The organism is Saccharothrix sp. BKS2 (assembly GCF_047689505.1).
Lineage (GTDB): Bacteria > Actinomycetota > Actinomycetes > Mycobacteriales > Pseudonocardiaceae > Actinosynnema > Actinosynnema lopnurensis.
On record NZ_JAUQOL010000006.1, the window covers coordinates 196,083 to 213,606 of the forward strand.

At 73.0% G+C, this 17,524-nt stretch carries 16 protein-coding genes, 1 tRNA gene and 1 pseudogene; 8 read left to right on the forward strand and 10 right to left on the reverse strand.

Translation table 11 applies throughout. The annotated features are described in order from the left end of the window. Nucleotides 1–149 precede the first annotated feature (149 nt). Both Q5530_RS14455 and Q5530_RS14460 read left to right on the forward strand, forming a co-directional pair. Nucleotides 150–1,169 carry a serine hydrolase gene (locus tag Q5530_RS14455; RefSeq protein WP_415362685.1) on the forward strand — a complete coding sequence of 340 codons (1,020 nt, stop codon included), beginning with the start codon at nt 150–152 and terminating at the stop codon, nt 1,167–1,169. A 1-nt stretch (nt 1,170) separates the two neighbouring features. Beyond that, nucleotides 1,171–1,698 carry an ArsR/SmtB family transcription factor gene (locus Q5530_RS14460; protein ID WP_415362686.1) on the forward strand — a complete coding sequence of 176 codons (528 nt, stop codon included), beginning with the start codon at nt 1,171–1,173 and terminating at the stop codon, nt 1,696–1,698. Between the two features lie 78 nt (nt 1,699–1,776). Here the strand turns inward: Q5530_RS14460 and Q5530_RS14465 are convergent, their stop codons facing one another. Further along, entirely contained in the window at nt 1,777–2,709 is a 933-nt protein-coding gene (locus Q5530_RS14465; protein WP_415362688.1) for an LLM class F420-dependent oxidoreductase, read from the reverse strand. Nucleotides 2,710–2,950: 241 nt separating this feature from the next. Next, a pseudogene (locus Q5530_RS14470) lies at nt 2,951–3,541 on the reverse strand (TetR/AcrR family transcriptional regulator); the annotation flags it as partial. Between the two features lie 131 nt (nt 3,542–3,672). Between Q5530_RS14470 and Q5530_RS14475 the strand changes: the two are divergent. The 3 genes from Q5530_RS14475 to lipA are packed head-to-tail and all read left to right on the forward strand — an operon-like array spanning nt 3,673 to nt 6,129. Next, nucleotides 3,673–4,164, forward strand: a complete 492-nt coding sequence (locus Q5530_RS14475) for a hypothetical protein (protein ID WP_415362690.1) — start codon at nt 3,673–3,675, stop codon at nt 4,162–4,164. A gap of 18 nt (nt 4,165–4,182) precedes the next feature. After that, nucleotides 4,183–5,109: an oxidoreductase gene (locus tag Q5530_RS14480; RefSeq protein ID WP_415362692.1), complete on the forward strand. Its 927-nt coding sequence runs from the start codon at nt 4,183–4,185 to the stop codon at nt 5,107–5,109. Between the two features lie 15 nt (nt 5,110–5,124). Beyond that, complete coding sequence (gene lipA / locus Q5530_RS14485) at nt 5,125–6,129, forward strand: lipoyl synthase (RefSeq protein ID WP_415362694.1); 1,005 nt, start codon at nt 5,125–5,127, stop codon at nt 6,127–6,129. A 62-nt stretch (nt 6,130–6,191) separates the two neighbouring features. Here the strand turns inward: lipA and Q5530_RS14490 are convergent, their stop codons facing one another. From Q5530_RS14490 to Q5530_RS14520, 7 genes are all read right to left on the reverse strand, one after another. Next, nucleotides 6,192–7,223: a saccharopine dehydrogenase family protein gene (locus Q5530_RS14490; RefSeq protein WP_415362695.1), complete on the reverse strand. Its 1,032-nt coding sequence runs from the start codon at nt 7,221–7,223 to the stop codon at nt 6,192–6,194. Between the two features lie 37 nt (nt 7,224–7,260). Further along, nucleotides 7,261–7,416, reverse strand: coding sequence for a hypothetical protein (locus tag Q5530_RS14495; RefSeq protein ID WP_415362696.1), 156 nt, complete (start codon nt 7,414–7,416; stop codon nt 7,261–7,263). Between the two features lie 438 nt (nt 7,417–7,854). Then, complete coding sequence (locus tag Q5530_RS14500) at nt 7,855–8,448, reverse strand: hypothetical protein (protein ID WP_415362698.1); 594 nt, start codon at nt 8,446–8,448, stop codon at nt 7,855–7,857. Further along, nucleotides 8,436–9,062: a NucA/NucB deoxyribonuclease domain-containing protein gene (locus tag Q5530_RS14505; RefSeq protein WP_415362700.1), complete on the reverse strand. Its 627-nt coding sequence runs from the start codon at nt 9,060–9,062 to the stop codon at nt 8,436–8,438. Before Q5530_RS14505 ends, Q5530_RS14500 begins: the two co-directional genes overlap by 13 nt. Before the next feature lie 315 nt (nt 9,063–9,377). Beyond that, nucleotides 9,378–9,449, reverse strand: a tRNA-Val gene (locus Q5530_RS14510). Between the two features lie 16 nt (nt 9,450–9,465). Beyond that, the gene (locus tag Q5530_RS14515; RefSeq protein WP_415362701.1) at nt 9,466–9,954 is read right to left on the reverse strand and encodes a peroxiredoxin; all 489 of its coding nucleotides are present in this window, start codon (nt 9,952–9,954) and stop codon (nt 9,466–9,468) included. 69 nt (nt 9,955–10,023) lie between these two features. Then, nucleotides 10,024–10,455, reverse strand: coding sequence for a DUF3052 domain-containing protein (locus Q5530_RS14520; protein WP_415362703.1), 432 nt, complete (start codon nt 10,453–10,455; stop codon nt 10,024–10,026). 261 nt (nt 10,456–10,716) lie between these two features. On the opposite strand from Q5530_RS14520, the gene aceE reads away from it, so the two are divergent. The 3 genes from aceE (at nt 10,717) to Q5530_RS14535 (ending at nt 16,894) form a co-directional block, all read left to right on the forward strand. Beyond that, the gene (gene aceE / locus Q5530_RS14525; RefSeq protein ID WP_415362705.1) at nt 10,717–13,503 is read left to right on the forward strand and encodes a pyruvate dehydrogenase (acetyl-transferring), homodimeric type; all 2,787 of its coding nucleotides are present in this window, start codon (nt 10,717–10,719) and stop codon (nt 13,501–13,503) included. 158 nt (nt 13,504–13,661) lie between these two features. After that, entirely contained in the window at nt 13,662–15,659 is a 1,998-nt protein-coding gene (locus Q5530_RS14530; RefSeq protein ID WP_415362707.1) for a substrate-binding domain-containing protein, read from the forward strand. Further along, complete coding sequence (locus tag Q5530_RS14535) at nt 15,656–16,894, forward strand: ABC transporter substrate-binding protein (protein ID WP_415362709.1); 1,239 nt, start codon at nt 15,656–15,658, stop codon at nt 16,892–16,894. Before Q5530_RS14530 ends, Q5530_RS14535 begins: the two co-directional genes overlap by 4 nt. On the opposite strand, the gene pnuC is transcribed toward Q5530_RS14535, so the two are convergent. Continuing rightward, nucleotides 16,891–17,520 (reverse strand): nicotinamide riboside transporter PnuC, encoded by a 630-nt coding sequence (gene pnuC / locus Q5530_RS14540; RefSeq protein WP_380636151.1) that lies wholly within the window; start codon nt 17,518–17,520, stop codon nt 16,891–16,893. The two genes, Q5530_RS14535 and pnuC, sit on opposite strands and share 4 nt — an antisense overlap. Nucleotides 17,521–17,524: the final 4 nt, after the last annotated feature.

Here is a 17,524-nt window from a genome sequence, read left to right on the forward strand (position 1 = left end):
CGAACGACTCGCCGAACGACTCGCCGACCCGTTCGGCGAGCGGGTCGGCGAACAGCTCAACGAGCCACCGCCGAAACCCTACAGCTGACACGACGCACCCCTCCCCTCTAGTATTCCGGAATTACGGACCAACAGAGGGGAGAATCGTCGTGCTCCTGACCCGACGACACCTGCTCTGCGCGTGCGGCGTGGCAGGCGCCTCCGCGCTCCTGCCCACCGCCCCCGCCCGGGCACAGGCCCGACCGGACGACTGGCTGTCCTGGTTCCGCGCCCACCGCCGCCACGTCGCCGTCGCCGTGGACGACGGCCGGGGCGGCCGGGTCGCGCACCGGGCGTTCGAACCCCAACCGCTGGCCTCCGCCGTGAAGGTGGTGCACCTGGCCGGGTACGCGAAAGCCGTGGCGACCGGCGCGGCGAACCCGGACGACCGGGTCCGCGTCGGCGACTGGGAGCAGTACTACCTCGGCCTCGACGGTGGTGCCCACCAGGCGTCCCTGCGCGCCCTGGGCATCCCGTCCTCCAACGGGGTCACCGCCGACGACCCGCAGCACCGCGTCACGCTGGACGACCTGGTCACGTCGATGATCCGGTACAGCGACAACGCCGCCACCGACCTCCTGCGGTACCGGCTGGGCGAGCGCGTGCTGCGCTCGGCGGCCGCCCGGCACGGCTGGCCGGGCGCCCCGGTGCCCGAGCTCCTGGGCGACGTGCTGCGGCTGGTCCTGGGCCGCCCGGTGAGCGTCGAGCGGTACCTGCGGGACCCGCAGCTCCAACTGGAGGTGATCGGCAGGTTCCCCGACCTGCCCGCCACCTACGAGGGCCAGCGGCCGTGGGCCCGGACGACGTGGGCGGGCACGGCCGCCGGGCTGCGCCGGGCGCACCGGTCGCTGTCCGACGTCGACCTGGCCCGGGGGTACCTGGAGCAGGCCCTGGGCGGCGACCTGCCGCCGGGCGTGGCCGGGATCGGCTTCAAGGGCGGGTCGCTGCCCGGCATCGTCACCGTGGGCATGAGCGTGCGCTGGGAGGACGGGCGGGTCGGCAGCGCGGCGGTGCTGACCGAGGAGGTCGACGAGCAGGAGTTCGCCCGTGCGGCCGACCTGGTGCACCTGGTCCGACGGGCCCTGCTGGAGCCCGGCGTGCTGCGGGAATTCCAGGCGGCCCTCTCCTAGGATGGCAGCGGTGGACCTGGTGCAGCGGCTGGCGGAGCTGGAGCGGCGCGTAGCCGCCCTGGAGGGCGACGAGCGCGCCCCCGCCGAGCTGCCCGCACCCCACGGCGGCACCCGCGGCAGCACCACCACCGACGACGGCACCACCGACGACGGCGGCGCGTTCGGCTACGGCGGCCAGGTGGCGCTCGGCGACGGCCAGGTGTCCTGGCGGATCGACGTGACGCCCGAGCACGCGCTGTCGCTGGCCGACCGCCCCCGCGTCGAGGTGCTGTCCGCGCTGGCCCACCCGGCCCGCGTGGAGATCGTGCGCACCCTGCTCGGGCAGGGCGCGCAACCGGCCGCCGCGCTCCAGGAGGCGGCCCGGCTCGGGTCGACCGGCCAGCTGTACCACCACCTCAAGGCGCTGACCGGGTCCGGCGTGGTGGAGCAGGACAAGCGCGGGAGCTACCGCCTGCGGCCCTCGGCCGCGATCCCCGTGCTCGTCCTGCTCACCGCCGCCGCCGACGTGGCCGGTCAGCTGCGCGGCTGACCCACCGGCCGCAAGCCCACCCGGAACCCCGGTCGTGACCTCACCCGGAACCCCGGCCGCAATCCCACCCGCAACACCTCAGCCGCGCAGCGCGGGCGCCACCTCGGCCGCGATGAACTCGACGTGGTCGAGGTCGGCCAGGTCCAGCACCTGGAGGTAGGCGCGGGTGATCCCGGTCCGCTCCCGCCACGTGCCCAGCCTGTCCACGACCTCGGCGGGCGTGCCGGCCAGGCCGTTCTCCCGCAGCTCGTCGACCTCGCGGCCGATGGCGGCCGCCCGGCGCGCCACCTCGGCGTCGTCGCGGCCCACGCACACCACCAGCGCGGCGGAGCGGGTGATCTCCACCGGGTCCCGCCCGATGGCCGCGCACGCGGCCTCGACGCGCCCGAACTGCTCGACCGCCTTGTCCGCGTCGACGAACGGCAGGTTGAACTCGTCGGCGTACTTCGCCGCCAGCGCGGGCGTGCGCTTGGGCCCCGTGCCGCCGATGAGCACCGGGATGCGGCCCGCGGGCTTGGGCAGCGCCGGCGAGTCGGTGAGCCGGTAGTGCTCGCCCTGGAACGAGTAGGTCTCCCCCACCGGCGTGCGCCACAGGCCGGTGATGACCTCCAACTGCTCGGCGTACCGGTCGAAGCGCTCGCCGGTGGACGGGAACGGCAGGCCGTAGGCGGTGTGCTCCTCCTCGTACCAGCCCGCGCCGAGGCCGAACTCGACCCGGCCGCCCGACATCCGGTCGACCTGCGCCACGCTGATGGCCAGCGGGCCGGGGTGGCGGAAGGTGGCGGCGGTCATCAGCGTGCCCAGCCGGATGGACGAGGTGTCCCGGGCGAGGCCGGCGAGGGTGATCCAGGCGTCGGTCGGGCCGGGCAGGCCGTCGCCGTCGCCCATCTTCAGGTAGTGGTCGGAGCGGAAGAACGCGTCGTAGCCGGCGGCCTCGGCGGTGCGCGCCACGGCCAGCAGGTCGTCGTAGGAAGCCCCCTGCTGGGGCTCGGTGAAGATGCGGAGTTCCACCGCTCTTACGCTAATCGGCACAGCGGCGCGTCCGCGATCCGGCCGCCCCGGTCGGCACCGGCGAACGCGGCCCACCACCCGGGCCACACCGATCGGCCCCGGTCAGCCCCGATCAGCGCCGCCGCGAGCGCTTCCCCTCACGCCGGGAAGAACCCTCCCGGGCACCCTCCCCGTCCCGAGAGCCATCCCGCGAACCGTCCCGAGAGCCGTCCCGCGAGCCATCCCGCTCCCGCGGCAGGTCCTCGCGCACCCGCAGCCCCTCCACCACCCGGACGATGGTCCGCTCGACCTCCGCGCCGGCCTTGCGCGGATCGGCCGCGCCCGCGATCGTGCTCGCGCCCGCCGACAGCGCGCCGAACAGCAGCCGGGTCATGGTCTCCACCGGCAGCTGCTCCAGCTCCCCGGACTCCACCAGCACCTCGATCGTGGAGCGCAGCAACCCGTAGCTGAAGTGCTCCTCGGCCTCGCGCCACCGCTCCCAGCCCATCACCACCGGCGCCTCGTGGATGACGATCCGCTGGTAGCGGGGCTCCAGGCACACCCGCACGTACGCGCGCAGGCCCGCGATGGCGGTGTCCCACGGCTCGCCGGGCGCGCTGACGATCTCGGTGAGCTTGAGCATGAAGTCGTTCTCCACCGCGTCGAAGGCGGCCTCGAACAGGGCCTGCTTGCCGCTGAAGTGGTGGTAGAGCGCACCTTTGGTCAGCCGCGCCCGCTTGGTCACCTCGTCCAGCGAGGTGCCCGCGTAACCGCGCTTGGTGAACAGCTCCACCGCGGAGTCCACGAGCGCCTTCCTCGTCGACTCCGAGTACTCCAACCGCCTCGACCGCACTGTCACCACGTTCACAACCGTACGACATACCGACGGTACGTACCCGTGGTATGTTCAACGCATCGGGCATACCGGCGGTATGTGGAAGACCCCAGGTATGACCGCGATCACCACGAGCGAGGAGGCGTGAGATGAGCTGGACCGACTTCTACCGACGCCGCGACGCCCTGGACGCCGTGCTCCGCGAGGCCGCCGGCGACCCCTCGGCGCCCCTGGCCCCCGACCGCGAGCTGTTCGCCGACGAGGGCGAACTGCTCCTGGCCCTGCACTACCGGTGGATGCGGGCGCTCACCGGCCGCCTCGGGGTGGCCCTGGAGAGCGAGACCGACGACCGGGTGGAGATCGTCACCCGCACGTGGCGCGCGCTGGCCGCCGAGCAGCCGGTGCTGCGCGCCGTGCTCGACGCCCACCTGGCCGCCGCCGCGGCCGCCGGGTCGGTCGAGGCCACCGACGCCGTCGAGCGCGAGCACCGCGTGGTGGCGCTGACCGCGGGCCTGGCCGAGCTGTCCGAGCCGGCCGACGAGATCGCCCGCGTCGGCGCGGCGTTCACCCGGCTGATCCGCTCCGCGCCCCCGACCGCCGTCACCCCCGGCCGCTCCCGCCGGTTCGCCAAGAGCGCCTGACGCGGGTAGGTGTTACGCATGGCGAAGTGGACCGAAGCGGACATCCCCGACCAGACCGGTCGCACCGTCCTGGTGACCGGCGCGAACTCGGGCCTGGGCCTGCGCACGGCCGAGGTGCTCGGCGCGCGGGGCGCCCGGGTGCTGCTCGCCTGCCGGTCCCCCGAACGCGGGCAGCGCGCCCTGGAGCGGGTGCTCGCGGCGGGCGCCAAGGCCGAGCTGGTGCGGCTGGACCTGGCCGACCTGTCGTCGGTGCGCGAGGCCGCCGCGGCGGTGCGCGAGCGCACCGACGACGCGCTGGACGTGCTGGTCAACAACGCGGGCGTGATGGCGGTGCCGCTGGGCCGCACCGCGGACGGCTTCGAGCGCCAGTTCGGCACCAACCACCTGGGCCACGCCGCGCTGACGTGGCTGCTGATGCCCGCGCTGCGCACGCGGCCGGGCGCCCGGGTCGTGACCGTGTCCAGCCTCGCCCACCAGACCGGCTCGATCGACTTCGCCGACCCCGACTACGAGGTCCGCCGCTACTCGGCGTGGGGCGCGTACGGGCAGTCCAAGCTGGCGAACCTGCTGTTCAGCCGGGAGCTGGCCCGCCGCGCCGCGCTCGCCCGCCTGGACGTGACGTCCGTCGCCGCCCACCCCGGCATCACCGCCACCGAGCTGAGCGCGAACACCGCCCGCTCGCGCGGCAACGCGCTGTTCGGGCTGGGCGCGAAGGCGTTCAACCTGGTCTCCCAGTCGACCGACCAGGGGACGTTGCCGCAGCTCTACGCGGCGACCGCGCCCGACGTCGAACCCGGCGGCTACTACGGCCCCGACGGGTTCCGCGGCCTGCGCGGGCACCCGGCCCCGTCCGGGTCCACCGCGGCGGCCCGCGACGAGCTCGCGGCGAGCCGGTTGTGGGACCTGACGGCCGAGCTCACGGGCGTCGAGCCCGACCCGGCGTGACGTAAAGTCGATGTCGTGACCGTCGTACCTGAAGGTCGGAAGCTGCTGCGGCTGGAAGTCCGCAACAGCCAAACGCCCATCGAGAAGAAGCCCTCGTGGATCAAGACCAAGGCGAAGATGGGCCCCGAGTACCGGGAGCTCAAGGGCCTGGTCAAGCGCGAGGGCCTGCACACGGTGTGCGAGGAAGCCGGTTGTCCCAACATCTACGAGTGCTGGGAAGACCGCGAGGCCACGTTCCTGATCGGTGGCGAGCAGTGCACGAGGCGCTGCGACTTCTGCCAGATCGACACGGGCAAGCCCGCCGACCTGGACCGCGACGAACCGCGGCGGGTGGCGGAGTCGGTGCAGGCCATGGGCCTGCGGTACTCGACCGTGACGGGCGTCGCGCGCGACGACCTGCCCGACGGCGGCGCGTGGCTGTACGCGGAGACCGTCCGGCAGATCCACGAGCTGAACCCGGGCACCGGCGTCGAGCTGCTGATCCCGGACTTCAACGCGGTGCCGGAGCAGCTGGCCGAGGTCTTCGCCTCGCGCCCCGAGGTGCTGGCGCACAACCTGGAGACCGTGCCGCGGATCTTCAAGCGCATCCGCCCGGCGTTCCGCTACGAGCGGTCGCTGGAGGTCATCACCGCCGCCCGCGAGGCGGGGCTGGTGACGAAGTCCAACCTGATCCTGGGCATGGGCGAAACGCCGGACGAGGTGACCGAGGCGCTGTCGGACCTGTACGACGCGGGCTGCGAGATCATCACCATCACGCAGTACCTGCGGCCCTCGCCCCGCCACCACCCGGTGGAGCGGTGGGTCAAGCCGGAGGAGTTCGTGACGCACAAGGAGACCGCCGAGTCGATCGGCTTCTCCGGCGTCATGGCCGGTCCCCTGGTGCGCTCGTCCTACCGGGCCGGCCGGCTGTACGCGCAGGCCGTGCAGCAGCGCGGCGACGTGCTGCCGGAGGGGCTGCGCCACCTGCTGGAGGCGGGCGGCGCGGCGCAGGAGATCACCTCGCTGCTGTCGAACCGCTGAGGGCCCCCACCCCCGACTGAACCAACCCCGGCCCAGCCGGCCGGACCTCACCCCACCTCGGGTCACCCCACCTCGGCGGGCCCGCTGACCACCACGCCGTCCAGCGCCCGGACGTAGTCGCTCCCGAACGCGCTGGACGGCGTGTGCGCGCCCGGCGGCACCGCGGGCAGCCGGTGGACCGCCTTGACCACCGAGTCGGCGGTGAGGTCGTAGGCGTTGGGCCCGGTGAGCGCGGCCCGGACGCGCCGCCCCTCGCCGTCCCACGCCTCCCCGAACACCTCGCTGCGCGTGCCGCGCCGCGTGCGCTCGTCGGGCCCGCCGATCCTCCTGGCCAGCGCCTTGCCGACGCGCTGGGCCAGCGGCGTGCGCAGCAGGGGCGCGGCCAGCGGTTGCAGCGCGCCCAGCCCCAGGGGCACCGTGGTGAACGTGGTGACGTTCGGGATGCCGGTGGACCGGTAGGCCGTGCTGACGTCACCCCACGGGATGGCGCCGACACCGCGGGCCCGGTCGCGGAAGTGGGCGACCCGGCGCCGGTGGGCCAGCGGCACGTCCCGGATCTCCCCGCCGACCCTGGCCCGCCCGCCGAACGCGGACCCCTCCACGGCGGTCTGCGCGGTCCCCGCACTGGCGCCGCCCTGGACGACGAAGGCGAGGTCGAGGTGCGTGGCGGTCGGCAGGGCGCGCTTCAGCATCGCCGCGACGCAGTCGGTGGGCACCACGTCGAAGCCGATGCCGGGCAGCAGCACCACCCCGGCCTCCACCGCCTCCTCGTGCCGCCGACCGATGCCCTCGAAGACGTCGATCTCCCCGGTGATGTCGAGGTAGTGCGCGCCGGTCCTGAGGCAGGCGTCCACCATCGGCCGCGAGGTCGACGAGAACGGTCCGGCGCAGTGGGCGACGGCGTCGATGCCCTCCAGCCCGCGCTCGGCATCCTGGAGGCCGAAGACGCGGTGCTCCAGCCCCAGTCGCTCGGCGAGCGGCCGCACCTTCTCCGCGGACCGCCCGGCCAGCACCGGCCGTTCCCCGCGCTCGACCGCGAGCCGGGCGACGAGCGCCCCCGTGAAGCCGCTGACCCCGTAGACCATCCACCTCATACGGGGAACCTACCAACGGGTAACAACCAGCGCGACCTCAGGCCGAAGACCGCCGCCGCACCACCGCGCCGCCCACCCCGAGCAACACCCCCACCACCGCGACCGGCGCGGCCCAGGCCAGCCGCTCCGCGCGCAGCCGGTCGCAGATCCCGACGAACGCCGTGCTCTCCGCAGCGACCGTCCTGGGCGACATGGCGACACGCTACGAGCCCTGGTCACACAGGACCGCAACACCCTCCGTCACCGCAAGGAAGGAAACCAGTGGCATCGTGGCTGGATCTCGCCACCGCGACCATGCAGGCCGTAGCCGTGGCGGTCCTGCGGTCGCGCCGATCACGACCCTGTGAAGAGGATCAGCGCGGAACCACCGCTGTCGGCCGGCGCGCCGGCCGACAGCGGGATCGGGTACGCCGAGGAGTTCGAGGACGACGCGCCGGCGGCCCACCTCCGGAGGAGTTCGGAGCGACGGCCACCGCGGAGATCTCCTCCATCCAGTCCGCGGTGGGCAAGACGTCCCGCCAGTCGACCCACGCCTCCCGGCCGCGCAGGGTCAGCCGGTTGACCATCTCCCGCACGGACCCTGGTCTTTCCGCGCATGACCAATGAAGACGTCGGCCACGCCGGCTCGCTGTCACGACTCCCTGCCGCCCTCAACGCCTCCGGCGAGTACGTCGGGGTCGGGAATGCGGTAGGTCGGCAACCGGGCAGCGAGCCACGCCTGGTCGAACGCGACGCCGGTCCGCTGCTCGACGACGGCCAGCGAAGTCGCCCGCAGCTTGCCGACCTCGAACGGCACCGCAGTGGCCCAGTCCGGCACGAGGTCACCGGGGTCACCGGCGTCGACGCGCACGGGGTCGAAGTACGCGGTCACCTCGCTGCCGGCGGCTTCGGTGATGCGGAACAAACCGTTCACGTTCCAGTGCACGGAGAAGAACGTCGCGCCGTCCGCGCAGGCACGGCGGGCAATTCCGGGGACGGTGCCGCTCCAGCCGTTGTTCTCCAGGGCGATGACGTGTTCCTGGTGCTCGGAGACCTGGATGCGGAAGAAGCCGGGGTCATCGAGAGCGGCGTTCTCGGCCTCGAGGGTGGTCATGAGCCGGCTCTGGGCCGGGTCGCCACCATAAGCGCGCACGACTTCCCGCACGGTGGAGCCCTTGACGACGGCGAAGGTGAGCACCACGTCCTGGTGCTCGATCCAGTCGTAGGCGTCGATCAGCTGGTGCATGACCGGTCCTCGGCGGTGTCGTTCCCGGCGTAGGCGCCGGTAGCGATTTTCTCGGAGTCGGTGATGACGACGATGAAGGCGTCACCTTGGGCGATGTCGGCCCGACGGTACTCCTGGCGCAGGGTGCCGCCTTGGCAGTTCTGCTCGCGGAGCGGCACTTCCTCGGTGCGGACGGTGGCCCACTGACCGCCCTCGACGCTGGAGGCGAAGGCGTACTCGTCGCAGCTGCCGTCCGAGAAGGTCTTGGTGAACACGCCCGGGCCACAGACGGTGTTGCGCTTGGTCTGGTCGGTCCCGGGGGCGTCCTTGTGGAGGATGGCCGGCTTGCCCTCGCTCCAGGCGAGCTGGATGTTGCGGGCTATGTACGGCATCTTCTCGGCGCTGAACAGCACGATCTTGAGGCCGTCGCACGACCTGTCCCCCAGGAGCTGGTCCGCGGTGCACCGATCGGTGCGCGGCCTGACGGCCGGGGCGACGACATAGCCCGGCTCGGTCGAGCCGCCGAGATCGGAGACGGCATCCCGTACGTCGTCGAGCAGCGTGGGACCGAAGAGGATGACGACGACGCCGATCACGAGGACGGGTAACAGGCCGGTTGAGCGGGTCTTGGCCACGGTGAAGGCTCCCTCGTGAGGCGGTGGGACTTCACCCAGCTTGTCGACCCCGTGACCCGCGCACGGGCAGCGTCAGGGTTGGTTCACTCGTTCGTGGCCGCCACTCCCGCCGGTCGCCTGTCTCGACCGGGTCACCGCACCTCGATGGCCGCAGAATCCCCCTCCACCGGCGCTGTCGCCGTGTTGCCCCGGCCACCCAGCACCTGCCACGATCCTGCGATCGGGCGCCGAGATGATCGTATTCACTTGGATCGAGTGATAAAAAACCACGCATCGAGAAATTCTCGACGCGTGGTGTGGACGAGGTCGACGCAGTGGGCGCGGCAGGGTTCGAACCTGCGACCGCTCGGGTGTAAACCGAGTGCTCTTCCGCTGAGCTACGCGCCCCGGACGGGAACCGGGTTCAGGCCGGGGACGAGGGCTGGGACGAGGGCTGGGACAGCGCCGCCACGGCCCTCTGCCACGCCCCCTGGTCCCGGGGCTCCCCCGGCCCGTTCACTTCGGTGTACCGCAAGACCCCCGCCCGGTCCACCAGGAAAGTACCCCGGTTCGCCATCCCGGACTTCTCGTTGAACACGCCGTACGCCCGCGCCACCGCCCCGTGCGGCCAGAAGTCCGACAGGAGCGGGAACCGGTAGTCCTGCTCCCTCGCCCACGCCTTGAGGCTGAACGGTGTGTCCACCGACACACCGAGCACCTGCACGCCCTCCTGCTCGTACACCGCCAGCTCGTCCCGCAGCCGGCACAGCTCGCCGGTGCAGATGCCGCTGAACGCGAACGGGTAGAAGACCACCAGGACGTGCCGGTCACCCCGGAACGACGACAGGGTCACCGGCTGCTTGTCGTAGTCGTCGAGCGTGAAGTCCGGGGCCAGGGCGCCGACCTCGACCATGAACCAGCCTCCAGTGGGCACGACTCGGGAACGGGCCCCACCGCAGGGGAGCCCGCCGACGAGCCTAGCTCAGCGCTTGCTCTTGGCCGACTTCGGCGACACCAGCCTCGTCGCGGACCAGTCGCCGCTGATGTTGATGTTGGAGGTCTGGGCGAGCCCCGCCGTGGACACGGCCTCGGCGATGTCGCTGGGCTCCACGTGCCCGGTCCGCCCGGTCTTGGGCGTCAGCACCCAGATCGTGCCCTCGTCGGCCAGCGGCGTGGTGGCGTTGATCAGGGCGTCTGCCAGGTCACCGTCCTCGTCCCGCCACCACATCAGGACCACGTCCACGACCTCGTCGTCGTCCTCGTCGAGCAGTTCGCTCCCGATCCGCTCCTCGACCGCGGCGCGGAGGTCGTCGTCGACGTCCTCGTCCCAGCCGATCTCCTGGACAACGGCGCCCGGTTCGATCCCGAGCCTGTCGGCGACACCGATCTTGCCGGCGTCTTCCGCGGCGACCACGGCTTCCACTCCTCCAAGTACACAAGAGCGGCAGTCGGGGTACGACTGCCGCGCGATGTCACTACCAGTCGCGGCTAGGGAACACCGTCAGCACCGCCACGCGCAACCGTAAGTGCCAAGACACGCCGCATCGGGTACCCCGGGATGCGGTGCCCGGAAGCCATGAGGCACGCTCTGCACACCTCCTATTCGCGCGCGCGAGGGACACGATCCAGAACTACTCACCGGTAGCGGTGTCGGGGACGTGACCACAAGGCAACGATGGGAGCCGAGAAGACCCCGGAACGAGGAGATCCCTTGGCCCCGCAGAACCCCCCAGAGCGGGTACGCGTCATCCGTGACGGCTTGGCCGCCCACCTCCCCGACATCGACCCGGAGGAGACCGCGGAGTGGCTGGAGTCGTTCGACGCAGCGCTCAAGGGCGGCGGGCAGCAGCGCGCCCGTTACCTGATGCTGCGGCTGCTCCAGCGGGCCAGGGAGAGCCAGGTCGGCGTACCTTCGCTGACCAGCACGGACTACGTCAACACCATCCCCACCGAGCGCGAGCCGTGGTTCCCCGGTGACGAGGAGGTCGAGCGCCGGTACCGGGCGTGGGTCCGGTGGAACGCGGCGATGCTGGTGCACCGCGCCCAGCGCCCCGGCGTGGGTGTCGGTGGTCACATCTCGACCTACGCCTCCTCCGCGAGCCTCTACGAGGTCGGTTTCAACCACTTCTTCCGCGGCAAGGACCACCCCGGCGGCGGCGACCACGTGTTCATCCAGGGCCACGCCTCCCCCGGCGTGTACGCCCGCGCGTTCCTGGAGGGCCGGCTCTCGACCCACCAGCTCGACGGCTTCCGCCAGGAGCTGTCGCACGCGGGTCCGGGCGGCGGCCTGCCGTCGTACCCGCACCCGCGGCTGATGCCGGACTTCTGGGAGTTCCCGACCGTCTCCATGGGCCTGGGCCCGATGAACGCGATCTACCAGGCGCGGTTCAACCGCTACCTGCGCGACCGCGGTTTCAAGGACACCTCCGACCAGCACGTCTGGGCGTTCCTCGGCGACGGCGAGATGGACGAGCCGGAGTCGCGCGGCCTGCTCCAGATCGCCGCGAACGAGCAGCTGGACAACCTGACCTTCGTGGTCAACTGCAACCTCCAGCGCCTGGACGGCCCGGTCCGCGGCAACGGCAAGATCATCCAGGAGCTGGAGGCGTTCTTCCGCGGCGCGGGCTGGAACGTCATCAAGGTCATCTGGGGCCGCGAGTGGGACTCGCTGCTGCACGCCGACCGCGACGGCGCCCTGGTCAACCTGATGAACACCACGCCGGACGGCGACTACCAGACCTACAAGGCCAACGACGGCGCGTACGTCCGGGAGCACTTCTTCGGCCGCGACCCGCGGACGAAGGACCTGGTCACGCCCATGTCCGACGACGAGGTGTGGAACCTCAAGCGCGGCGGCCACGACTACCGCAAGGTCTACGCGGCGTACAAGGCGGCGGTGGACCACCACGGCCAGCCGACGGTCATCCTCGCCAAGACCATCAAGGGCTACGGCCTGGGCCCGCACTTCGCGGCGCGCAACGCCACGCACCAGATGAAGAAGATGACCCACGAGGACCTCAAGCTCTTCCGGGACAGCCTGCGCATCCCGATCGAGGACAAGGACCTCGACCCGTACCTGCCGCCGTACTACCACCCCGGCCAGGACTCCCCGGAGATCCAGTACCTGCTGGAGCGCCGCAAGCAGCTCGGCGGGTTCGTGCCGGAGCGGCGCGGCCGGGCCAAGCCGCTGGTGCTGCCGGGCGACAAGGTCTACGACGTGGTGCGCAGGGGCTCGGGCAAGCAGGAGGTCGCCACCACGATGGCGTTCGTCCGGCTGGTCCGCGACCTGGCCAAGGACCCGGAGATCGGCAACCGGATCGTGCCGATCATCCCGGACGAGGCGCGCACGTTCGGCATGGACTCGATGTTCCCGGCGCAGAAGATCTACAACCCGAACGGCCAGCTCTACACCTCCGTGGACGCCCAGCTGATGCTGGCCTACAAGGAGAGCGAGCAGGGCCAGATCCTGCACGAGGGCATCAACGAGGCGGGCTCCACCGCGTCGTTCACGGCCGCCGGCACGTCCTACGCCACGCACGGCGAGCCGATGATCCCGATCTACATCTTCTACTCGATGTTCGGGTTCCAGCGGACCGGCGACGGCCTGTGGGCGGCCGCCGACCAGATGGCGCGCGGCTTCGTGCTGGGCGCCACGGCCGGCCGCACCACGCTGACCGGCGAGGGCCTCCAGCACGCGGACGGCCACTCGCTGCTGCTGGCGCACACCAACCCGGCGGTGGTGGCCTACGACCCGGCGTGGTCGTTCGAGGTCGCGCACATCGTCAAGGACGGCTTGCGGCGGATGTACGGCGAGGACGCCGAGAACGTCTTCTACTACATGACCGTCTACAACGAGCCCTACCAGCAGCCGGCCGAGCCCGAGGGCCTGGACGTGGACGGCCTGCTCAAGGGCCTGTACCGGTACCGGGCGGCCGAGGGGTCGGGCGGGCCGCGGGCCCAGCTCCTATCCTCCGGCGTGGCCGGGCCGTGGGCGGTCGAGGCCCAGCGGGTGCTGGCCGAGGAGTGGGGCGTGCACGCCGACGTGTGGTCGGCGACGTCGTACTCGGAGCTGCGCCGCGACGCGGTGGAGGCCGACCGGCACAACCTGCTGCACCCCGACCGGGAGCCGCGCGTGCCGTACGTGACGCGGGCGCTGGCCGGTTCGGAGGGCCCCGTGGTGGCGGTGTCGGACTGGATGACCGCGGTGCCGGACCTGATCCGCCCGTACGTGCCGACCGACATGACCACGCTGGGCACCGACGGGTTCGGCTTCTCCGACACCCGCCCGGCGACGCGGCGGCACTTCCTGGTCGACACCGAGTCGATCGTGGTGGCCACCCTGGCGGCGCTGGCGCGGCGCGGCGAGGTCGACCGGTCGGTGGTGGTCGAGGCGGCCCGGAAGTACCGCATCGACGACGTCACCGCGGCCGGCCCGTCCACGCAGGACGCCGGCCTGGCCTGAGCGGTACCCGCCGAAGGGGGTGGTCCGAACGGGCCACCCCCTTCCGCTTGTCCGCACTACTGCGGGTCCGACCAGCGCAAACCTCGCGTCGTTCCGGGCGACGGGAAGAGCCGGCCCCCTAGACTGGGCGCACAGCCCAGGGTCCAACGAGGGGTCGGATGGGGACGCCGCAGCACGCCCTGCACCGCACGGTCCTGGTCGTCGACGTGTCCGGTTTCAGCCGGCGGAGCCGCAACCGCCAGGAGGAGGTCCGCCGGGGCCTGTACGAGGCGCTGGAGACCGCGTTCGACGAGTGCGGCCTGGACTGGTCGGCCACCCACCACGAGGACCGCGGCGACGGCGTGCTGGTGCTGATCCCGCCGAGCGTGCCCAAGAGCCGGGTGGTCCGCACCCTGCCGCACGCGCTGGCGGGCGAGCTGCGCCGGCACAACGCCTCCCGCGCCGAGGACGCCCGCATCCGGCTGCGGGTCGCGGTGACCGCGGGCGAGGTGCGGCACGACGCGCACGGCGTGGTGGGCGACGAGGTGAACCTCGCGTTCCGGCTGCTGGAGTCGGCGCCGCTGCGGGAGGCGCTGGACCGCACGCCCGGCGTGGTGGCGCTGATGGTGTCGCGCCGGTTCTTCGAGGACGTCGTCCGCGACGACCCGGCCACCGACCCGGACGCCTACCGGCGGGTCGAGGTGGTGGTCAAGGAGTTCCGCGGCGCCGCGTGGGTGACCGCGCCCGGCGGCGGCGCACCCGCGCCGAGCCCGCGCAGGCGCACCAGCCACCGCCGCAAGCGCGGCAGGCCGAAGCGGGCGGTGCCGGCCCTGGTCGTGCTGGTGCTCGCGCTCACCACCACCGACGCGTTCGCCGCCGTGCCGGTCGAGGTGCCGCCGTGCCCGGCGCCGGTGCAGCTCAACGTGCTCACCTCGGCGGAGAAGGAGCGGGTGATCACGAGCCTGGCGGTGGACTTCGAGAAGGGCTCGCGGGAGTTCACCCCGCACGGCTGCAAGGGCGTGGGCGTGCAGGTGACCACGGGCACCTCGGCGCGCGAGGCGGCCGACGCGCTCAGCCGGGGCTGGCAGGACGGGGACCACGTCGGGCAGGGCACCGAGCCGCACGTCTGGCTGCCGGACGCCTCCTTCGAGGTCGACGACGTGGACCGCGCCCTGGACCCGGGCGCCCGGATCGCGCTGGACCGGCGCGCGTCGGTCGCCCGGTCCCCCGTGGTGCTGGGCGCGTCCGCGGCGCTGGCCGAGCGGATCGAGGAGGACGACCGGGAGTTCCGGTGGCAGGGCGTCGCGCAGGTGGCGCTGGCCGCGCCGGACACCTCGTCCGGGGCGGGCCTGGCCGCCGCGGCGGCGCTGGCGCACGCCGAGCTGGGCACGCTGCGGCTGGACGCGGGCGACGTGCCGCTGCGGCTGCGCGGGACGACGCGGCGGGTGACGGACGCGCCGCCGTGCGCGGGCGACGTGGCCCTGGTGGCGTCGGAGAAGACCGTGGCGGACGACGAGGACTGCCGGCTGCTGTACCCGCGAGGCGCGGGCGTGGTCCTGGACCACCCGTTCGTGGTGGTGGAGCGCACCGACCTGCCGACCAACGAGCGCCGGCGGCGCGTCGTGCGGCGGTTCGAGGAGCACCTGCGGTCCGACGGGGCGCAGGCCGCGATGCGGCGGGCGGGCTTCCGCGACGCGAACGGCACGCCGGGGCTGGTGGGCGACCCCCGGTCCAGGCCGCCCGCCGAGGTGGTCGGGGTGCCGGACGGGCAGGCCCTGCGCCGGGCCTGGGAGGCGGCGGCGCGGCCGGCGGTGGTCGCGCTGGCCGCGGACGAGGCGGGGGCGGGGCTGGTCGCCTCGCTGGAGGGCCTGCTGACGCCACGGGACCGGCTGGTGCGGCTGCCGCTGACGGCCGGGGTGCTGGAGGAGGCCGTGCGCGCGGGGGCGCGGGTGGCGGTGCTGGCGGCGGCGGGGCCGGTCCCCCCGGCGGAGCGCGGCACGAGCGGGCCGCTGCGGGTGGTGGCGGTCGGGTTGGCCGAGGGCGCCTGCGCGCCCGCCACGGCGCTGGCCGGGGCCGCTCGGGCGCACGGGGGCCCCTGCGAGGAGGTCGCGGGGCGGGAGGGCCCGCAGATCGCCCTGGAGGGCGTCGCGCGGGGCATCTGGGGAGGACAGACGTGATCCGGTTGTTCGCGGCCCTGGTGCTGCTCCTGACGGCCTGCACGGGCGTCTCCGCCGACACGACCGACGACGAGGGGGCGATCACCTTCGTCGACGGCCTGGACACCTCGTCGGGGCGGCAGGTCCACCGGCTGGTGGAGCTCTGGAACGAGGCGAACCCGCTGGAGGAGGTGACGTTCGTGGAGATGTCGCACTCCACCGACGTCCACCGGGCCCAGCTGATGACCCGGGCGCAGGACCTGGCCGGCGAGCGCGGGGGCTACGAGAGCCGGTGCTACGACGTGATGAACCTGGACACGGTGTGGACGCCGGCGTTCGCCGAGTCCGGCTACCTGGAGCCCCTGCCCGCCGCCGAGTTCGACGCCGACCGGATGCTGCCCCAGGCGGTGGGGCAGCTCCGGGTCGGGCCCGACGGGCAACGGCTGTGGGCGGTGCCGTGGCGGGTGGACGCCGGGTTCCTGTTCTACCGCCGGGACGTGCTCGACGCCGAGGGCGAGCGGCCGCCGCGCACCTGGGCGGAGCTGCGGCGGCTCGCGGTCGAGGTGGCGCCCCGGCACGACCTGGTCGGGTACGTCGGGCAGTTCGCCGACTACGAGGGTCTCGTGGTCAACGCCATGGAGGCGATCTGGGCCAACGGGGGCGACCCGCTGCTGCCCGACCGGCCGGAGGCCAAGGCCGGGGTGGAGTTCCTGGCGCGCGGCTTCGAGGAGGGGTGGATCCCCCGGGAGGCGACGGGGTACCGGGAGGAGGACAGCCGCGAGGTGTTCCAGGCCGGGAAAGCGCTGTTCATGCGGAACTGGCCCTACGTGCGGCCCAGGCTGGAGGGGCCGGACTCGGCGGTGGCCGGCCGGTGGGGCGCGGTGCGGCTGCCCGGACCGAGCGCGCTGGGCGGGTGGAACCTCGCGGTGTCGCGGTGCTCGACCAACCAGCGGACCGCGCGCGAGTTCATCCGGTTCCTCACCCGCGAGCAGACCCAGCGGGAGCTGTTCGAGCTGGCGGGCTGGGCCCCGAGCCGCGCCGGGCTGTACCCCGGGGACGGTGCGGCCCGCCCCTGGGAAGCCGTGCTCGGGGAGTCGGTCCGCACCGCCCTGCCGCGCCCCACCTCCGCCTACTACGACGAGCTGGCCAGCGTCATGCGGGCACGGCTGCGACTGGCGCTGGCCCAGCCGTCCAGCATCGACAGCCTGATGGACGACCTCGCCGAACAGGTCCAGGAGGTGCGCAAGGGGCGTTAGGCGGCCTTCGCGACCTCGGCCGCGGACCGGTTGGCCTCCCGGTTCCAGTCGATCCAGCCGCGGATCACCAGCACCGCGAAGACCGTGTAGACGGCGGCGCTGAAGTACAGCCCGGACTGGAGCTGCAACGGCACGCCGATCGCGTCGACCACCAGCCAGACCAGCCAGAACTCCACCAGGCCCAGGCCCTGGAGGGTGAAGGCGAGCACGGTGCCGATGAAGATCGCGGCGTCCGGCCAGGGCGCCCAGCTCGCGCCGGTGGCCTGGAGGACCAGCGCGAACGCGACCGTGCCGACCACGAACGCGCCCAGCACGGCCAGCCGCTCCCCGGTGCTGCCCCGGCGGACCACGACGCCGAACACGGGGTCGCGCCTGCGGGTCCACGCCCACCAGCCGTAGAGGGTGATCAGCGCGATCACCACCTGCCGCGCGGCCGTGCCGCCCAGGTGGGCCGACACGTAGACGACGAACAGCAGCGTCACCGACACCAGCTGCACCGGCCACGTCCACAGCGAGCGCCGCTGCGCCAGCCAGACCACGACCAGGGCGAAGACCTGCCCCGCGAACTCCGCCCAGGAGACCTTCTGGCCCAGCACCGTGAAGCCCTGATCCATCAAGACGTGCACCGCG